Source organism: Bacillus sp. G402 (assembly GCF_051172515.1).
In the GTDB taxonomy this organism is placed as follows: Bacteria; Bacillota; Bacilli; order Bacillales; family Bacillaceae; genus Bacillus; species Bacillus altitudinis.
This window is the reverse complement of record NZ_JBPIZC010000004.1, coordinates 257849-274546: the sequence shown is the minus strand read 5'-3', so window position 1 is coordinate 274546 and position 16698 is coordinate 257849. Positions and strand designations below refer to the sequence as shown.

Here is a 16698-nt window from a genome sequence, read left to right as displayed (position 1 = left end):
AGGTTACCCACGTGTTACTCACCCGTCCGCCGCTAACATCCGGGAGCAAGCTCCCTTCTGTCCGCTCGACTTGCATGTATTAGGCACGCCGCCAGCGTTCGTCCTGAGCCAGGATCAAACTCTCCGAGGTATGCAGGATGCATATCACACATGCGTTGCTACACGATGTAGCGAACTTAGCATGTGATCATTTCCTGCCTCGTCAGCGTTTGACTGACTACCTATGATGTATCATAGGATTTTTTTATAAAAACTCGAATTAACAGGTACGTTTTGTCTTGTTTAGTTTTCAAAGATCATCTTCGTTATCGCTCAGAGGCGACTTTCTTAATATAACATTTGAGCACCGTGTGCGTCAAGTGTTTTTCTGAATTTCTTTTTGTCCGCTTTTCTTTCAAAGCAACTCAGTTGCTCATTAGCGACGTTTAATAATATACCATCATAATATTCATACGTCAATATCTTTTTTAACAAAATATCCTCGATGATAGATTTTTTGCCCCTTCGTCTCAATTGGCTCTACTAGCACAATTCCTTTTTCCACAAAGAAATCAATCATCACACTAAGATCAGGTGTGAAATGTTTGAGATCAGGATGTGCAAGAAGCTCGCCAAACAGCCAAATATCCTGCTGTTCCATGACATGACGCAAATGAGCCGCACCAATTTCTGCTTTTGAATGAATCAAGAAATCATTCGCTAGGAATAAAAGTTCTAACCGCTTATGAAGACTTTCGTGGCTTTCAATCAACTCTGAATAAAGTTTATATACTTCCGGCTCCATATGACGTACTTGGTTCCAAACGGTCACTTCTGGGTGGAAGCCTTTATCAATCACTTCAATACGCGCCAGATGATGCAGGGCATGCACAATGGAATTATATGCATCGAGGAATTGATTTGATTCAAAAAATGCTTTTCCTTCTATATATCTGCGAATGAGCTTGCCATATTCTAAACCAATTTTGAGCTTACGGTTAGAAAACGGGAATGTACTCAGTTCATCAATCAAGTTGAAAATATATTCATTTCGATCAAACAGGACTTTTCCGTTTAAAATCCAATCAATAATCCGTCTGTTGGTACCTAAGGTAATCCATTCCTTCAACTGATCATCTGTGACAACATTTAAAGAAGCTGTTTGGTGACCGGATTCATAGTGCTTAATAAATAACGGTTCTTTTGCATCCTTTACGATGACTAGAAGCGCTGCATCAAAGTTATCCGTCTCAGAAGATACTTTATGTCTTCTTTCTACTATAATCACAGCTAATGTATCTGGATGACTTGCTCTCTCTTGATAAATAGGACGGAGAAGATTTTCCATAGTGATTCCTCCAATACTCGGGTGTAAGGTTCTTCTCTAATGCTATGTATTTCTCCTCATAGAATCAAAATTCCTTCAATACATGAAAAAAGATCGTTGAATCATTATAAGCAATTTATTCACAAAACTCTATAACTAATTCAAACAGAAAGGTAAAATGTGCTATATTGGAGATAAGGGGGACTAGGGATGGCGAAATACTCCAGTAAGATTAATAAAATCAGAACATTTGCACTTAGTTTGGTTTTTGTTGGTTTTTTGATCATGTATATCGGTGTGTTCTTCAAGGAATCGGTCTGGCTGTCGACCTTCTTTATGCTACTCGGCGTGTTATCGATTGGATTGAGTACAGCCGTTTACTTTTGGATCGGTATGCTTTCTACGAAGGCAGTCCGGGTCGTATGTCCAGGCTGTGAGAAGGAAACAAAAGTGCTTGGGCGGGTGGACATGTGCATGCATTGCAGAGAGCCACTTACACTCGATCCAGCATTAGAAGGCAAAGAGTTTGATGAATCCTACAATCGAAAAAAGTCATAAAAATAAGCTGACCATTCAACTGGTCAGCTTTTTCATTAATGATTTTCTTTTTTTGCACATTCTTGACAAGTGCCATAGATCTCCAAGCGATGATGACTTACTGTAAAGCCTGTCACATGGGATGCAAGCTGTTCTACTTCATCAAGGCCAGGATAGTGAAAGTCAACGATCTTTCCGCAGTTTTCACAAATCGCATGGTAATGGTCAGATGTCGCAAAATCAAATCGGCTTGAGGAATCCCCATACGTTAATTCTTTTACTAATCCAGATTCCCGGAAGACTCGTAAATTGTTGTAAACCGTTGCTACACTCATATTAGGAAATTTCCCTTCAAGTGCCTTATATATATCGTCCGCGGTTGGGTGTGTCATAGAATTTACGAGAAACTCCAAGATGGCATGGCGCTGCGGAGTAATTCGAACACCGGTTTCTTTTAGAGCATCTAAAGCGTCTTTTAGTTCGTGAGCAGCCATTTCATCATGCACCTCTCTTTTCAAAAATATTCTTATATTATAATCTTTATAAATAGTGTACCCCCAGAGCCGAAACTTTGTCAATTACAATCCTCTTTTTTACCTATTCTTCTATACAAAAAAGACCGGCACGACTGCCGATCTCATCACGTCAACATATTAAGCGTGAGCTTTCAGTTCCTCAAGCGCTTCTTCCACATGATCTTTCACCTTTACTTTACGCCACTCTTTCACAAGCTTTCCTTCTTTATTAATGAGAAACGTTGAGCGTTCAATTCCCATGTATTCCTTACCAAAGTTCTTTTTCAGCTTCCATACACCGAAAGCTTCAGACAATTTTTGTTCGTCATCTACAAGAAGCAGGAAAGGTAAGTCATGTTTTTCTTTAAACTTTTGGTGCTTGTCTTGACCGTCTGGGCTTACGCCGATGATCACAGCATCTAATTCCGCAAAGCTTTGATGGCGGTCACGGAAATCACAGGCTTCCGTTGTACACCCTGGCGTCATATCTTTTGGATAAAAATAAAGGACAATGTGTTTCCCTTTAAAATCAGAGAGCTTTACTTTCTCTCCATTATCACCGAGTAATTCAATATCAGGTACTTGCTGCCCCACTTCGATTGTCATGATACAATCCCTCCAACCTATTTTTTCATTAGCCTATCCAATTTCGAGAAGATATTCAACTAAGGACGCTTGCATTGGCATGTTAAAATAATGATAGACGACGTGATACGTTGAGATAGGAGGCTATTTATGAAATTCACCGAATCAGAAAAATTACACCAAGAGGCGCTGGAGCATATTGTTGGAGGGGTTAACAGCCCATCTCGTTCATATAAAGCAGTGGGCGGCGGGTCACCTGTTGCAATGGAAAAAGGCGAAGGCGCTTATTTTTGGGATGTTGACGGAAACCGTTATATCGACTATTTGGCAGCATACGGTCCAATTATTACGGGACATGCTCATCCTCATATTACAAAAGCCATCACGAAAGCAGCCGAGACGGGTGTCCTTTACGGAACACCAACGAAGCATGAAGTCACTTTTGCTAAGATGCTGAAGGAAGCGATGCCTGCTTTGGATAAAGTTCGTTTTGTCAATTCAGGTACAGAAGCTGTGATGACGACAATCCGTGTCGCTCGCGCTTATACAGGTAGAACAAAGATCATTAAGTTTGCCGGATGTTACCACGGTCATTCTGATCTTGTGCTAGTTGCGGCTGGCTCTGGACCTTCCACTTTAGGAACACCAGATTCAGCGGGCGTGCCTAAAAGTATTGCAAATGAAGTCATTACCGTTCCATTCAACGATATAGACAGCTACAAAGAAGCATTAGACCGCTGGGGTGATGAAGTAGCAGCTGTTCTTGTTGAGCCAATTGTCGGGAACTTTGGCATCGTAGAGCCTAAAGACGGTTTCCTGCAGCAGATTAATGACCTGACTCATGAAAAAGGCGCTCTAGTCATCTATGATGAAGTCATTACAGCTTTCCGCTTTATGTATGGTGGTGCACAGGACTTGCTTCAAGTAAAACCTGACCTCACTGCATTAGGTAAAATTATCGGCGGCGGTCTTCCAATCGGCGCTTACGGCGGCAAAAAAGAAATTATGGAGCAAGTCGCCCCGCTTGGACCAGCCTATCAAGCTGGTACGATGGCAGGAAATCCCGCCTCCATCCTTTCTGGTATTGCATGCTTGGAAGTGTTAAAAGAAGAAGGGGTCTACGAACGCCTTGATCAGCTCGGGGCCATGTTAGAAGAGGGGATTTTAGCCCACGCAAAAAAACATCAAGTAGATATTACAGTGAATCGCTTAAAAGGTGCTCTCACCATTTATTTTACAAAGGAAACGATTGTGAACTACGAGCAGGCTGAAAATACGGATGGTGAAATGTTCGCCCGTTTCTTTAAATTCATGCTCGCACAAGGTATTAACCTCGCTCCTTCTAAATATGAAGCGTGGTTCTTAACCATTGCACATTCTGAAAATGATATTTCTGAAACGCTCAAAGCGGTAGATCATGCGTTTGAACAACTGAAACAATCATAATGAAGAGAAAAACAGACGTAAATTCATGCGTCTGTTTTTTTATTTACCAGCTCTTGATTGTCAAAAGCGAGTGAATCTGTTACATTTTTTCTCAATACCTTCTTTTGATGTTTTCATGAACTTTCAAAAATCACTTGAATATTTCGGAAGACCGCTGTATATTACTTAGTTGTTTCATCAAAATATTTATGATATATGACAAGTGGTCATCTATTATCGAAAAGAAAGGAATGCAGGGACAAAACCAATGAAACTTGGAGCCCGTATTTTAAAAACTGGTATTGCCATTGTACTCGCGCTTTACCTGGCAACATGGCTTGGGTTGCCGACACCCGTCTTCGCGGGAATTGCAGCTGTATTTGCTATCCAGCCATCTATTTATCGATCATTTTTAACGATTGTTGATCAAGTGCAAGCCAATATTATTGGAGCAGCACTTGCCATTACGTTCGGTCTGCTTTTTGGCACAGGACCAGTCATCATCGGCTTAACTGCCGTCATGGTCATTGCGATTAATTTAAAGCTGAAGATTGAACACACGATTCCGATTGCACTCGTAACCGTCATCGCGATTTTAGAAAGTGCAGGGGATCATTTCCTTTCCTTTGCCTTAATTCGAACAGCAACTGTGGTGTTAGGCGTACTTTCTTCATTTTTAGTGAATTTGATTTTCCTGCCGCCAAAGTATGAAACAAAGCTTGTTCATCACATTATGGAAAATACGGAGGAGATTTTAAAATGGATCCGTCTGAGCTCCAGACAGTCTACTGATCATTCCACTTTAAAGGATGACATCGATCAAATAAAAGAACGCATGATCAAATTAGATCACATTTACTTGTTATACAAAGAAGAACGAAGCTATTTAAAGAAAACAACTTATGTCAAATCTAGAAAGCTTGTTTTATTCAGACAGGCAATCATGACGTCTAATCGAGCGCTGTACTTGCTGAAAAAGCTTCATAAGTTAGAAAATGAAATTCATTTGATGCCAGAGCATTTCAGAGAGAGCTTAACAGATGAGATTGATTATTTACTTTATTGGCATGAACGTACCTTAATGAAATTTGTTGGAAAAATGAAACCGCAGGACGATGAATTTCAAAATGAATGCTCTCTTCGTCTTGAAGCATTAACGAAATCATTTATTCAGCACCAGCAAAATCAAGAAAACGACTTGCTGGATTACAATATGCTGAATGTGATGTCGAGCATTATTGAATACCGTGATGAATTGGAGCATCTAGATACTTTGATTACAAGCTTCCAAACGTATCACCCAAAAGATAGTGAGATTGAGACAGAAGAAAAAGAAGCTTAAATAGAAAAGACCGATTCTTAGAATCGGTCTTATTTTATTTTCTTCATTTTAGGATCAAGGGTGTCTCTTAATCCATCTCCCATCAAGTTAAAGCCAAGAACCGTCAGCATGATCGCAATCCCCGGGAAAAATAAAGTCCATGGCGCTTGTACGAGATAAGGTCTCGCATCGGCAAGCATTTTCCCCCACTCTGGACTTGGCGCTTGTGCACCTAATCCTAAAAATCCTAAAGCGGCCGCTTCGATAATGGCAGTACCAATCGCAAGCGTCGCTTGAACGATGACCGGCACCATACTATTTGGCAGAATGTGACGAAGAACGATGCGGCGGTGTGACATCCCGACTGCCTTTGCTGCTAAAACATATTCTTCTTGCTTAATGCTCAGCACCTTTGAACGAACCAGCCGGCCAAATGTGGGGACGTTAATAATCGCTATGGCAATAAGGGCATTTTGTAAGGAAGGTCCTAAGATGGAAACGATCGCAATCGCTAATAGAATGCTAGGAAAAGCGAGTAAAATATCAAATAGTCTTGAAATGACAGCATCCAGCAATCTACCGCCGTAACCTGCCATCAATCCAAGCAATGTTCCTAAAATAACCGACCCGAGAACGGAGAAGAAACCCACCCATAATGAAATCCGAGCTCCATGCACGACTCTAGAAAATATGTCTCTCCCGAAATCATCCGTACCAAACCAATGCGCAGCTGAAGGGGCACTAAATCGTTCGCCTAGTGACTGCTCGTTGATTCCATAAGGAGCAATGAGCGGTGCAAAGATTGCTAGGATCAGAAATAAAAAGACAATCACAGTGCCAATGACCGCCAGCTTGTGCTGAAAGAACAGTTTCATCGATTCAAGAATCAGTGATTGAGAGCGTTCTTCCTTTTGTTTAGGTGCTTGAAGCTCTTTTTGCGCTTCCATGTCGTCACTCTCCCTTCTCTAGTATTTAATCCTCGGATCAATGACTGCATACAAGATATCCACAATGAAATTGATCAGCACAAATATGAGCGCAACAACAAGAATGCCAGTTTGAATAACAGGATAATCACGATAGCTAATGGCATCGTAAATATATCGCCCAATTCCCGGCCAAGCAAAGATCGTTTCTGTTAAAATGGCTCCGCCTAGCAAGAGACCTGTTTGAAGACCAATAATCGTTAAAATCGGAATGAGCGCATTTTTCAGCCCATGCTGATAAATGATGAAAAATGAACGTACCCCTTTTGCTTTTGCTGTTCGAATAAAATCTGAATGAAGGACTTCCAACATACTTGCCCTCGTAATCCTTGCAATAATCGCAGCAGGAATCGTTGCGAGAGCGGTACTTGGTAAAATTAAATGCTTGATGCTGTCAAAGAATTGATCAAATCTTCCTTGCAAAATCGTGTCCAGCGTATGGATATAGGTGATCGACTCTACCGGATTTCTGACGTTTTCTCGTCCTGTAGTCGGCAAAATACCTAATTCAATCGAGAATAGCCACTGTCCCATTAAGCCTAACCAGAAAATCGGCATGGACACCCCAATGAGCGCAATAAACATGGCCACATAATCAAAGAAAGAATGTTTAAACCACGCACTAATGATTCCGGCATTCACACCGACAATAATCGCCAGCAACATAGCGAAGAAAGTCAATTCTAATGTAGCGAATAAGTAAGGCTTCATTTCCTGGGCAATAGCCGCTCCTGTTCGTATGGAAGTCCCTAGATCACCTTTTAAAAGCCCCAGCATGTAGTGACCATATTGTACGTACCACGGCTGATCTAAACCAAGCTGAATCGTCAATTGCTCTACTGCTTCTTTCGTTGCCCGCTGTCCTAAGATGACCTGCGCCGGATTTCCAGGGATAAACCGTATAATAGAAAATACAACTAAGGTCATTCCGATCAGTACTGGAATGAGCATTCCTGCTCGCTTCATACAATAAGCAAACAAACAGCTTTCACCGCCTTTTCATTGTTTGGATAAGGGAGATCAAACGATCTCCCTTATTTGCTTATTCGAAATATACGTCAGTCAATGCTTCGGAACCAGTCGGATGCGGCTGGTAGCCTTTTAAATCTTTAGATGCGGCAAGCATTGGAATTGAATGGACTAATGGAATCCAAGGCGCTTCATCATGAATGATTTCTTGAGCTTCTTGATATAATTCATTTCGCTTCTTTTGATCCGTATCGGTCTGCGCTTCAATGAGGATGTCATGCATTTTATCGTTTTGGAAGAATGTATAGTTGTTACCGCCAATACTGTCTTTATCTAATAATGTATAGATGAAATTATCAGGATCGCCATTGTCCCCTGTCCATCCTAATAAGAACACATCTGCTTCGCCTTTACTTGCTTTATCTAAATAAGTCGCCCAATCATATGTGACGATTTCGGCTTTGACACCAACTTTTTCAAAGTTTGACTGAATGACTTCAGCTACCTTCATCCCGTCTGGCATATATGGGCGCGGCACAGGCATTGCCCAAAGCTTGATGCGAAAACCGTCAGGGAAGCCTGCCTCTTTCAATAGTTCTTTTGCTTTTTCCGGATTATATGGATATGGCTCAATCTCGTCATTGTAGCCTTCTAATGACGGAGGAAGTGGATTTTTTGCTGGTTCAGCAAGTCCTCCATAAAACGACTCGATGATTGATTCTTTATCAACTGCATAATTGAGCGCCTGACGAACCAACTTGTTATCAAGCGGCTTTCTAGTCACTGTCAGCCCGATATAACCTACGTTCATGGATGGTCTTTCAATCAGCTGGAGCGCTTTGTCTGTTTTAATACCATCTAAATCGGACGGATTGACGCCATCCATTAAGTCGATTTCGCCTGTTTTAAGCGCATTTAAACGAGCAGAGTTTTCAGGAATAGAGCGGAAGATGATTTGTTTCAGTTTTGGTTTATCTTTTTGCCAGTAATCTTCGTTCTTTTCTAAGACAATACGATCGTTCTGCTTCCATTCTTTAAACTTAAATGGTCCTGTGCCAACTGGGTTTTCTCTAAATGAATCACCGCTTTTTTCAACTGCTGCAGGACTAGCGATACCAAATGGTGACATGGCGATGTTTTTCAGAAATGTTGCTTGCGGGCGTTTGAGTTGAAATTCAATTTCATGCTCTCCTTTGACGATGATGTCTTTAATGACATGCCCTTTATCTTTTTTATAGCCGCCAAACATGCCGTAGTAAGGAAATTTTTCGGCATCTCCATTCATCCAGCGGTCAAAGTTGAATTTCACTGCTTCTGCATTAAAGTCTGTGCCATCGTGAAATTTCACACCTTCTCTTAAGTAGAACGTGTACGATTTTCCGTCCTTTGCAACATCCCATTCTGTTGCGAGGCCCGGATGGATGGTCGTGTCTTTTTCACCGTAATTCAAAAGCTTTTCAAACATATTCTCTGTGACCTTGAAGGTTTCGCCTTCTGTTGTTGTAATCGGATCAAGTGACGTAGAGTCCCCTCCTCTGCCGAATACGAGAGTGTCTTTTGTGGCTTTTTCTTCTGATGTTGATGAAGATGAACAGCCCCCTAGAAATAACGCAAGTGCCAGCACAAAAATGAAACTACTGAATAACCATGTCTTCTTCATTGTGTTCCTCCTTTTGATATAAATAGCACGCGGCTGCATGGCCTGTTTTCTCCTCATACAAAGGCGGAACAGCTTGCAAGCATTGCGCCCACCTTTTTGGACATCTTTTATAGAAAGGACAGCCCTCTTCTGACACCAGGGTGGATTCTTCCGCTGACACATCCTGCGTTTCCAGCACGTGATCCATATGTGGAATGGATGTCAGAAGAAGCGATGTATAAGGATGAAGCGGCTTGTGAAATACGTCCTCCGCAGGACCCATTTCTACAATACGACCAGCGTACATCACTGCAATTCGATCGCTCATATACTTGACAACGCCTAGATCGTGAGAAATAAACAAGTACGTCAGAGAAAGCGTCTTTTGCAATTCGAGCATTAAATTCAATATTTGCGCTTGAACCGATACATCTAAAGCGGAAACTGGCTCATCGGCAATCACAAGACTTGGATGAGTAATCAGCGCCCTAGCAATTCCAATACGCTGCCTCTGACCGCCGCTGAATTGGTGCGCATAACGGTCTCCATAGGATGGGTCAAACCCAACAATGTGCAACATCTCTTTTACCCGCTTTTGTCTTTCTGCTTTTGTTCCATGTTTATGAACAATGAGCGGTTCTTCTAAAATGTCTTTGATTTTCATTCGTGGATTTAAGGAAGCGTATGGATCTTGGAAAATCATTTGAATGTCTTTTCTGAAGGAACGCATGTCTCGTTCTTTCAGAAGCATCACTTCTTTTCCTTTCATTTGGATTGAGCCAGAAGTCGGTTCGATTAATCTCATTAAGCTTTTGCCAAGGGTTGATTTCCCGCAGCCAGATTCGCCCACAATGCCGAGCGTCTCTCCTTCTTTCACGTGAAAGGACACTTGATTTAAAGCCATAGTCGTCTGTTTGTGTTTAGAAAAAAATGCCGATGTGTCATAACGCTTCGTCAGTTGATTCACTTGCAATAGTGGGTGATTCAGTGTCTTCTCCTCCTTCCATTAGAAAACATGCGACGCGGTGATTGTGTGAAATGGATTGTAAAGATGGGTCTTTTTCAAGACATTGCGTCATTTGATATGGACAGCGTGGTGCAAATTGACAGCCGGACCGAATAGCTCCTGGCTTAGGTACATGACCCGCAATAGACATGAGTTTTTCTTTTTTCTCTTTAAATGATGGAACAGAGGCGAAAAGACCTTTTGTGTAGGGATGCAGAGGTTTTTGAAAAATACGGTCAACGGTTCCTTCTTCTACGATTCGACCGGCATACATAATCATGACACGCTGGCATATTTGCCGCACGACGCCTAAATCATGAGTAATAAATAAAATAGCGGTGTCCATCTCTTCATTTAACTTTTTGAGCAAACGAAGAATTTGTGCTTGGATGGTGACATCAAGTGCAGTCGTTGGTTCATCTGCAATCATGAGCTTTGGGTGACACAGCATCGCCATCGCAATCATCACACGCTGACGCATGCCGCCCGATAGTTCATGTGGATATTTTTTGAGTAATGACGCTGCTTGTTTCAGGCCTACCGTTTGAAGCAAATCTACCGCTTTCGCTTTTGCTTCTTTTTGGCTGATGGCCTGATGTGTAAAAAGGGCTTCTGTCATTTGCTTGCCGATGGTCATGAGTGGATTGAGAGAAGTCATGGGTTCCTGGAAAATCATTGAGATGTCATTCCCTCTGACCTCTCGCCATTGTTTCTCCGAAAGTGACAGCAGGTTTTGACCTTCAAATTGTATGTGACCTGTTGTTTCTGTTTGGTGATTCAGCCCCATTAAAGACATCGATGTGATGCTTTTCCCGCAGCCAGATTCGCCCACAATACCTAAGGTTTCTCCTTTTTGAATAGAGAATGAGATGTCATGGACGATCGGCACTCTCTGCTTTTTTTGCTGAAAGGCAACGGACAGCTGTTTGACATCTAGCAATACTTCTTGTTCTTTCACATCTTCACCACCCCGTCATACTTTTTAAAATTGTATTGAGACAAGCTGGGAAATATGTCATGTTTTTGACAAGCATAAAAAAGCCTATCCGCTAGAATCGGATAGGCTTCTACTAATTTAATGTTTGAATGGTAAATAGATGGCGATAGTGGCTGTCTCGGTTCATTAATTCTTCATGTGATCCTTTTTCCACAATCTGGCCTTGTTCCATGACCACAATGAGGTCCGCATGTGTAATCGTTGATAAACGGTGCGCAACAATAAAAGTTGTGCGATCTTTTGCCAGCTTCTGCATCGCTTCTTGAATGTAATGTTCACTTTCTAAATCAAGTGCAGACGTCGCTTCGTCTAAAATAAGCAGCGGTGGATTTTTAAGAAATACCCTTGCAATTGAAATTCGTTGTTTTTGACCGCCTGATAGCTTTACGCCACGTTCTCCTACTTTCGTGTCATATCCTTCAGGAAGAGACATGATAAAATCATGCGCATTAGCCGCTTTGGCAGCCGACACAATTTTCTCAAAGGATGCTTCCGGGTCTCCCACAGCGATATTTTCTTTTATGGTGTCACTGAATAAGAATGTATCTTGGAGCACCATTCCGACTTGATTACGCAGGCTTCTTGCCTTGTACTCTTTAATATCAATGCCGTCAATTTCGAGTGATCCGCTTGTAACATCATAAAATCTTGGAATTAAGCTGACGAGTGTCGACTTCCCTCCGCCGCTCATTCCTACAAGCGCAACAGTTTGACCTTTTTCTACTTTCAAGGAGATATTGTGTAAAATCTCTTCCTGTGTATGTTCGTAACGGAACGTCACATCTTTAAATTCTACCTCTCCTTTTAAGTGATTGGCTTCTTTTGCATTGGGCTTGTCTGTTACTTCATACGGTTCATCAATAAACTCAAAAATACGATCCATTGAGGCTACTGACTGAGTTAAAGTCGTCGATGAGTTAATGAGACGACGAATCGGGTTGTACATCCGGTCAATATAGCCGACAAAGGCAATCATTGTCCCAATTGAAAGCGACCCGTTAATGACGGTATAGCCAGCAAAAGCAATGATGAGCAGCGGCGCAATGTCTGTGATCGTATTGACGACGGCGAATGTTTTGGCATTCCAATTCGTATGATTGATCGCTTTGTTTAAGAAATTTTTATTTTCATCGTGAAAATTCTCTTGTTCGTATTCTTCAATCGCAAAGCTGCGAATGACAGGCATTCCTTGTACTCGCTCATGCAGGTGCCCTTGTACCTCAGCGAGTGCCTGCGACCGCTCTTTTGTCAGTTTGCGAAGCCGTCCGTAAAAATACTTCACTGCTAACGCATACAGCGGAAAAATAATGACAGACACAATGGTGAGTTTAAGATCCAGTGTACACATAATGGCTATCACAATCAGGACGGTCATCAAATCAAGCCAAATGTTCATAAGCCCTGTGATGACAAATTCCTTTGTTTGCTCCACATCGTTGATGACCCTTGAAATAATTTCCCCTGTTCTCGTGTTGGCGTAATAACGAAGGCTTAGCTTTTGAATGTGCGAGAACAGTTTTTCCCGAATATCAAATAATACTTTACTGCCTGTCCACTGCGCATAGTATTGTCTGTAGTACTCAACAGGCGGTCTCATCACTAAAAATAATACAAGCATGATTCCCATAATAATAAAGAGAGTGGATGTTTTTTCTTCAGCCGATCCAGAGCCTTGAATGACATCATCAATGACATACTTTAAAAGCAGAGGCAATGTTAAGGGGATCGAGAACTTAATCATTCCGATCACCATTGTCAATGCAATCTGTTTTTTATACGGTGTTACAAAAGCCATGTAACGTTTTATGACCCCCATGTAAATCTCCTTCCCAATCTATCAGTGCCTCTTATCCGTACGCAATCAAAAACCTGTTGGCTTTGAAAAGCCAAACAGGTTTTAGCTGCTGTTACTTATTTTGTATAACGCAAAAAACGTTCATACCACATATCCACAAATTCTGGAGCAAACGGTCCCTTCCGCTGGTGAATCCAATGCAGTAATGTATTTAGATGCTCTCGTAAGATACTATCGATTTCTTTTGGATAATTCATCTGCCTCTTATGATCTGCATATTCATCCTCATCCAAAATATTATACGTCATGTCCGGAAAGACTTTGACATCTAAGTCGTAATCAATATACTTAATCGCCTCTTCATCTGTCGCAAAAGGAGAGCTGATGTTGCAGTAATAATACACCCCATCATCTCGAAGCATCCCAATGACATTAAACCATTGTTTTGCATGAAAATAGCAAATAGCCGGTTCTCTTGTCATCCATGTTCGGCCATCGGATTCAGTCACCATTGTTCGATCGTTTGCACCAATGATACACAATTCCGTTGCTTTCAGAATGGTGGTTTCATTCCAAATCCTGTGGATCAAGCCATTATGTTTATAGCTTTGAATTTGGATGGTTTCTCCTTCCTTGGGATAGCCCATATTTTCTCCCCTACTTTCTATAACAAACAAACCTAACAGTCCAAAGACCTAATTTCCCAACTAAACATGTCTCTATTATATTATACCGTTACATCATTAAAAAATGAAATGAAAAAGCCATTCAACCCAATTGAACGGCACACTCTTTTACATCACGGTTGAGCTCTTCTCCATTTGTTTATACGAATTGATGACTTGTTCAGTCTGTTTTGTAAATAGTGTTTGGACTTTTTGCAGTTCCTCTCGTTTCTGTTTGATTTGATCATGAAGCTTATGCCGCTCTTCCTTTTTTTCACCTTGCAGCAATTGTTTTTCTGTCTCTAAGTACAGATCAAGTTCTCCTTGTACATCGAGCAGCTGATCCATAAGCTGCATTTGTTCTTTGACAAGCTGATCGAAATCAGACATCTAACTCCTCCCTTTCCTTCGATTCCACTTTTTGTATCTATACCATTTCTTGAAAGAAGGAAGAAGTCCTTTGACTGTTTATGTAGAGGTTTTACAGGTTTTGTCGGATGGTGGGGAGAGGCAAAAAGAAAAGCACTTCATTCGTAGATGAAGTGCTTCCCTTTGTTTCAGTGATTAGCTGTTTTGTTGTTTGTTTTGCTCAGCTTTTTGGTTGTATTTTTTTACGTGCTGTGCGTCAGTCTCGCTAGCAAATTCAGTGCCATATTGACCGCCTTGTGCAGCAGCTTGGTTTTGTTTTTTCACTTGTTGTGCGTTTGTTTTGTTTTGTTGTTTATCCATCATTATCACCTCCACGCACATTAATTTGTGCAGAAGGTGTACATCTTATTCATGATTTTTTTAAACAAGCAAAGAACGTCCGCCATCGACGATAATCGTCTGTCCTCTAATCATATCTGCTTTGCCTGATACAAGGAATTCTACACTGTCGACCATGTCTTTAATTTCCACCATACGGCCTGCTGGTGTATTTTTCTTAGCGTCTTCTAATAGCTCTTCACGATTTGGGAAGTGCTTGAGTGCATCTGTATCAATGGCGCCGCCTGATACGGCATTTACGACGATATTTTTTTGTGACAGCTCAACGGATAGGTAGCGTGTCAAAGCTTCTAGTGCTGCTTTAGATACACCGACCACCGTGTAGTTTTCAAGGTAGCGAATAGAGCCTAGTGAGCTAATGCTGACGATATGTCCGCCGCCGTTTTTCTCCATTAATTTGGCTGCTTCTTGTCCGCAGAATAACAAGGCCTTCGCATTGATATTCATAGTCCAGTCCCAATGATTTTCTTCAAGATCCATGATTGGGCGCTGAACGCCAGATGCCGCATTGTTCACAAATACGTCTAAACGGCCAAACGTTTCGTCAATTTGCTGGAACATGTCTTTGATTTTCTCTGGCTGACCAACGTTGGCTTTGACAACTAATGTTTTAACACCCATCGCTTCAATTTCTTCAGCTGTTTCAAGTGCTGCTTTTTTGCTTCTTGCATAGTTAATGACAATGTCATATCCTTTTTCAGCCAGGCGAAGGGCTACTTCTTTCCCGACACCTCTACTGCTGCCTGTAATTAGTGCACATTTACGCTTGTTCATTATGGTTCATCTCCTGATTTGAATAGTTTTCGTCCATTCGCTTCACACTAATAGGAAAGTTCCTATTAGGAGGTTACATTCATGTATGTCGGACGCGATTTAAGCCAGCTTGGCATGATGTCAAAGGATCAATGGAAAGATACTGAGCTTGCATTTTTTCATCATGCTTTCCAACAAATTTTACCTTATTTAAACGAAGAAGGGCAATCTAAGTATCGAGAAATCATTTCTGAAATTGAAAACCGCGGGGGTCTGCACCGAAATGAAGCCGATTATACCCATGGTACAACGGTTAAATATGACTAGGCTGTTCAAGTGCCATCTTCCATATTTTTTGATGTGAGACTGGCAAAGCATATGCCTCAAATTCTTCTGTTGTGACTTTTTTCAGCATCGTGTCATCAGATACAGAGGTCACACGTCCAAAGAAAACAGAAATATTCCAGATGAGGTGGGTAAATACATGTTGAATGGTGCCTTCTAAATCACCAAGTTCTGCTTGTACACCCGCTTCCTCTTTTAAGAAATCAATCAGCTGCTCTTTTTCCGTTTTTCTTCCCTTCATTGTTTCCATGTTTGGGAACTCCCATAAATTCGCAAGCAGACCTGTACTTGGACGCTTATGAATATAGAGGTGGCCTGCATCATCAAATAACACCACCGCTGCCATTGATTTCGCAGTCGGCTTTTTCTTTTTACTTTTCACCGGCAGCTCATGCTGAACGCCTTCCTCCAGTGCTGAGCAATGCATGTTTACAGGACAAATGAGGCATGCAGGAGAGGTTGGGGTGCAAATAAGTGCACCTAGCTCCATTAGCCCTTGATTGAATTCTGACGGCTTTTCCCGGGAAATGAGCTGATCAACCGCAAATTCGAAAATGTTTCTCGTTTTTGGTTTTGCAATATCATCCCATATGGACAAGATACGGGAAATGACCCTCATCACGTTGCCGTCTACCGCAGGGTATGGCTTGTTATAAGCGATACTCAGCACTGCGCCGCTCGTATACGGACCTACACCTTTCAGCTTTGAAAATTGTTCTTTCGTATCAGGGACAACGCCCTCGTAGGATTCATATACTTCTTTCACAGCAGCCTGTAAATTACGCACTCTTGAGTAGTAGCCCAGACCTTCCCATGCTTTCATGACCTTTTCTTCATCAGCTAAAGCAAGATCTTTCACCGTCGGGAATTGCTCCATAAACCGGTTGAAGTACGGAATGACCGTATCCACTCTCGTTTGCTGGAGCATCACTTCTGATACCCAGACGCGGTATGGATCTTGATTTTCACGCCATGGAAGTGTTCGTTGTTCTTTTTCATACCAATCGATTAAATCATGCTGAAAACCCGCAATATCTTTGCGGTCCAGCTTTTCTTGAATGTCTTTCATCTCTATACTCCTTCTTA

17 protein-coding genes, 1 rRNA gene and 1 pseudogene are annotated in these 16698 nt (G+C 41.6%); 4 read left to right on the top strand and 15 right to left on the bottom strand.

What is annotated here, in order from left to right:
• Together ACSBQP_RS17085 and ACSBQP_RS17080 are read right to left on the bottom strand one after the other, a co-directional pair.
• A 16S ribosomal RNA gene (locus ACSBQP_RS17085) occupies positions 1–130 on the bottom strand; the annotation flags it as partial.
• A gap of 318 nt (positions 131–448) precedes the next feature.
• Positions 449–1327, bottom strand: coding sequence for a nucleotidyltransferase-like protein (locus ACSBQP_RS17080; RefSeq protein ID WP_435028666.1), 879 nt, complete (start codon positions 1325–1327; stop codon positions 449–451).
• A gap of 189 nt (positions 1328–1516) precedes the next feature.
• On the opposite strand from ACSBQP_RS17080, the gene ACSBQP_RS17075 reads away from it, so the two are divergent.
• Positions 1517–1864 carry a YgzB family protein gene (locus ACSBQP_RS17075; protein ID WP_007496750.1) on the top strand — a complete coding sequence of 116 codons (348 nt, stop codon included), beginning with the start codon at positions 1517–1519 and terminating at the stop codon, positions 1862–1864.
• 35 nt (positions 1865–1899) lie between these two features.
• Here ACSBQP_RS17075 and perR read toward each other — a convergent pair whose 3' ends face one another.
• On the bottom strand, positions 1900–2337 hold the full coding sequence (perR, locus tag ACSBQP_RS17070; RefSeq protein WP_003217782.1) for a peroxide-responsive transcriptional repressor PerR: 438 nt from the start codon (positions 2335–2337) through the stop codon (positions 1900–1902).
• A 159-nt stretch (positions 2338–2496) separates the two neighbouring features.
• Positions 2497–2964, bottom strand: a complete 468-nt coding sequence (gene bcp, locus ACSBQP_RS17065) for a thioredoxin-dependent thiol peroxidase (RefSeq protein WP_007496746.1) — start codon at positions 2962–2964, stop codon at positions 2497–2499.
• A gap of 129 nt (positions 2965–3093) precedes the next feature.
• Between bcp and ACSBQP_RS17060 the strand changes: the two genes are divergently transcribed.
• Positions 3094–4389 (top strand): glutamate-1-semialdehyde 2,1-aminomutase, encoded by a 1296-nt coding sequence (locus ACSBQP_RS17060; protein ID WP_435028665.1) that lies wholly within the window; start codon positions 3094–3096, stop codon positions 4387–4389.
• 247 nt (positions 4390–4636) lie between these two features.
• Complete coding sequence (locus tag ACSBQP_RS17055) at positions 4637–5710, top strand: FUSC family protein (protein ID WP_007496742.1); 1074 nt, start codon at positions 4637–4639, stop codon at positions 5708–5710.
• Positions 5711–5739: 29 nt separating this feature from the next.
• Here ACSBQP_RS17055 and ACSBQP_RS17050 read toward each other — a convergent pair whose 3' ends face one another.
• From ACSBQP_RS17050 to fabL, 10 genes and pseudogenes are all read right to left on the bottom strand, one after another.
• Positions 5740–6636, bottom strand: coding sequence for an ABC transporter permease (locus ACSBQP_RS17050; protein ID WP_007496739.1), 897 nt, complete (start codon positions 6634–6636; stop codon positions 5740–5742).
• 18 nt (positions 6637–6654) lie between these two features.
• Entirely contained in the window at positions 6655–7656 is a 1002-nt protein-coding gene (locus tag ACSBQP_RS17045; protein ID WP_017358852.1) for an ABC transporter permease, read from the bottom strand.
• 61 nt (positions 7657–7717) lie between these two features.
• On the bottom strand, positions 7718–9304 hold the full coding sequence (locus tag ACSBQP_RS17040; RefSeq protein ID WP_335372612.1) for an ABC transporter substrate-binding protein: 1587 nt from the start codon (positions 9302–9304) through the stop codon (positions 7718–7720).
• A complete protein-coding gene (locus ACSBQP_RS17035) occupies positions 9279–10256 on the bottom strand; it encodes an ABC transporter ATP-binding protein (RefSeq protein WP_435028664.1) in 978 nt (325 codons plus the stop codon). The genes ACSBQP_RS17040 and ACSBQP_RS17035 overlap by 26 nt, the downstream gene beginning before the upstream one ends.
• Positions 10225–11247, bottom strand: a complete 1023-nt coding sequence (locus ACSBQP_RS17030; protein ID WP_435028663.1) for an ABC transporter ATP-binding protein — start codon at positions 11245–11247, stop codon at positions 10225–10227. The genes ACSBQP_RS17035 and ACSBQP_RS17030 overlap by 32 nt, the downstream gene beginning before the upstream one ends.
• 112 nt (positions 11248–11359) lie before the next feature.
• A complete protein-coding gene (locus tag ACSBQP_RS17025) occupies positions 11360–13102 on the bottom strand; it encodes an ABC transporter ATP-binding protein (RefSeq protein WP_435028662.1) in 1743 nt (580 codons plus the stop codon).
• Between the two features lie 95 nt (positions 13103–13197).
• A complete protein-coding gene (gene ntdP / locus ACSBQP_RS17020) occupies positions 13198–13728 on the bottom strand; it encodes a nucleoside tri-diphosphate phosphatase (RefSeq protein WP_008341956.1) in 531 nt (176 codons plus the stop codon).
• 147 nt (positions 13729–13875) lie between these two features.
• Positions 13876–14136: a YgaB family protein gene (locus ACSBQP_RS17015; protein WP_136945040.1), complete on the bottom strand. Its 261-nt coding sequence runs from the start codon at positions 14134–14136 to the stop codon at positions 13876–13878.
• 174 nt (positions 14137–14310) lie between these two features.
• Positions 14311–14460: pseudogene (locus tag ACSBQP_RS17010) on the bottom strand (gamma-type small acid-soluble spore protein); the annotation flags it as partial.
• Between the two features lie 75 nt (positions 14461–14535).
• Positions 14536–15288 (bottom strand): enoyl-[acyl-carrier-protein] reductase FabL, encoded by a 753-nt coding sequence (fabL, locus tag ACSBQP_RS17005; RefSeq protein ID WP_007496726.1) that lies wholly within the window; start codon positions 15286–15288, stop codon positions 14536–14538.
• An 81-nt stretch (positions 15289–15369) separates the two neighbouring features.
• Between fabL and ACSBQP_RS17000 the strand changes: the two genes are divergently transcribed.
• Entirely contained in the window at positions 15370–15594 is a 225-nt protein-coding gene (locus ACSBQP_RS17000) for a hypothetical protein (RefSeq protein WP_008341962.1), read from the top strand.
• Here ACSBQP_RS17000 and mutY read toward each other — a convergent pair.
• Positions 15581–16681, bottom strand: coding sequence for an A/G-specific adenine glycosylase (mutY, locus tag ACSBQP_RS16995; RefSeq protein WP_017366880.1), 1101 nt, complete (start codon positions 16679–16681; stop codon positions 15581–15583). The genes ACSBQP_RS17000 and mutY overlap by 14 nt on opposite strands.
• Positions 16682–16698: the final 17 nt, after the last annotated feature.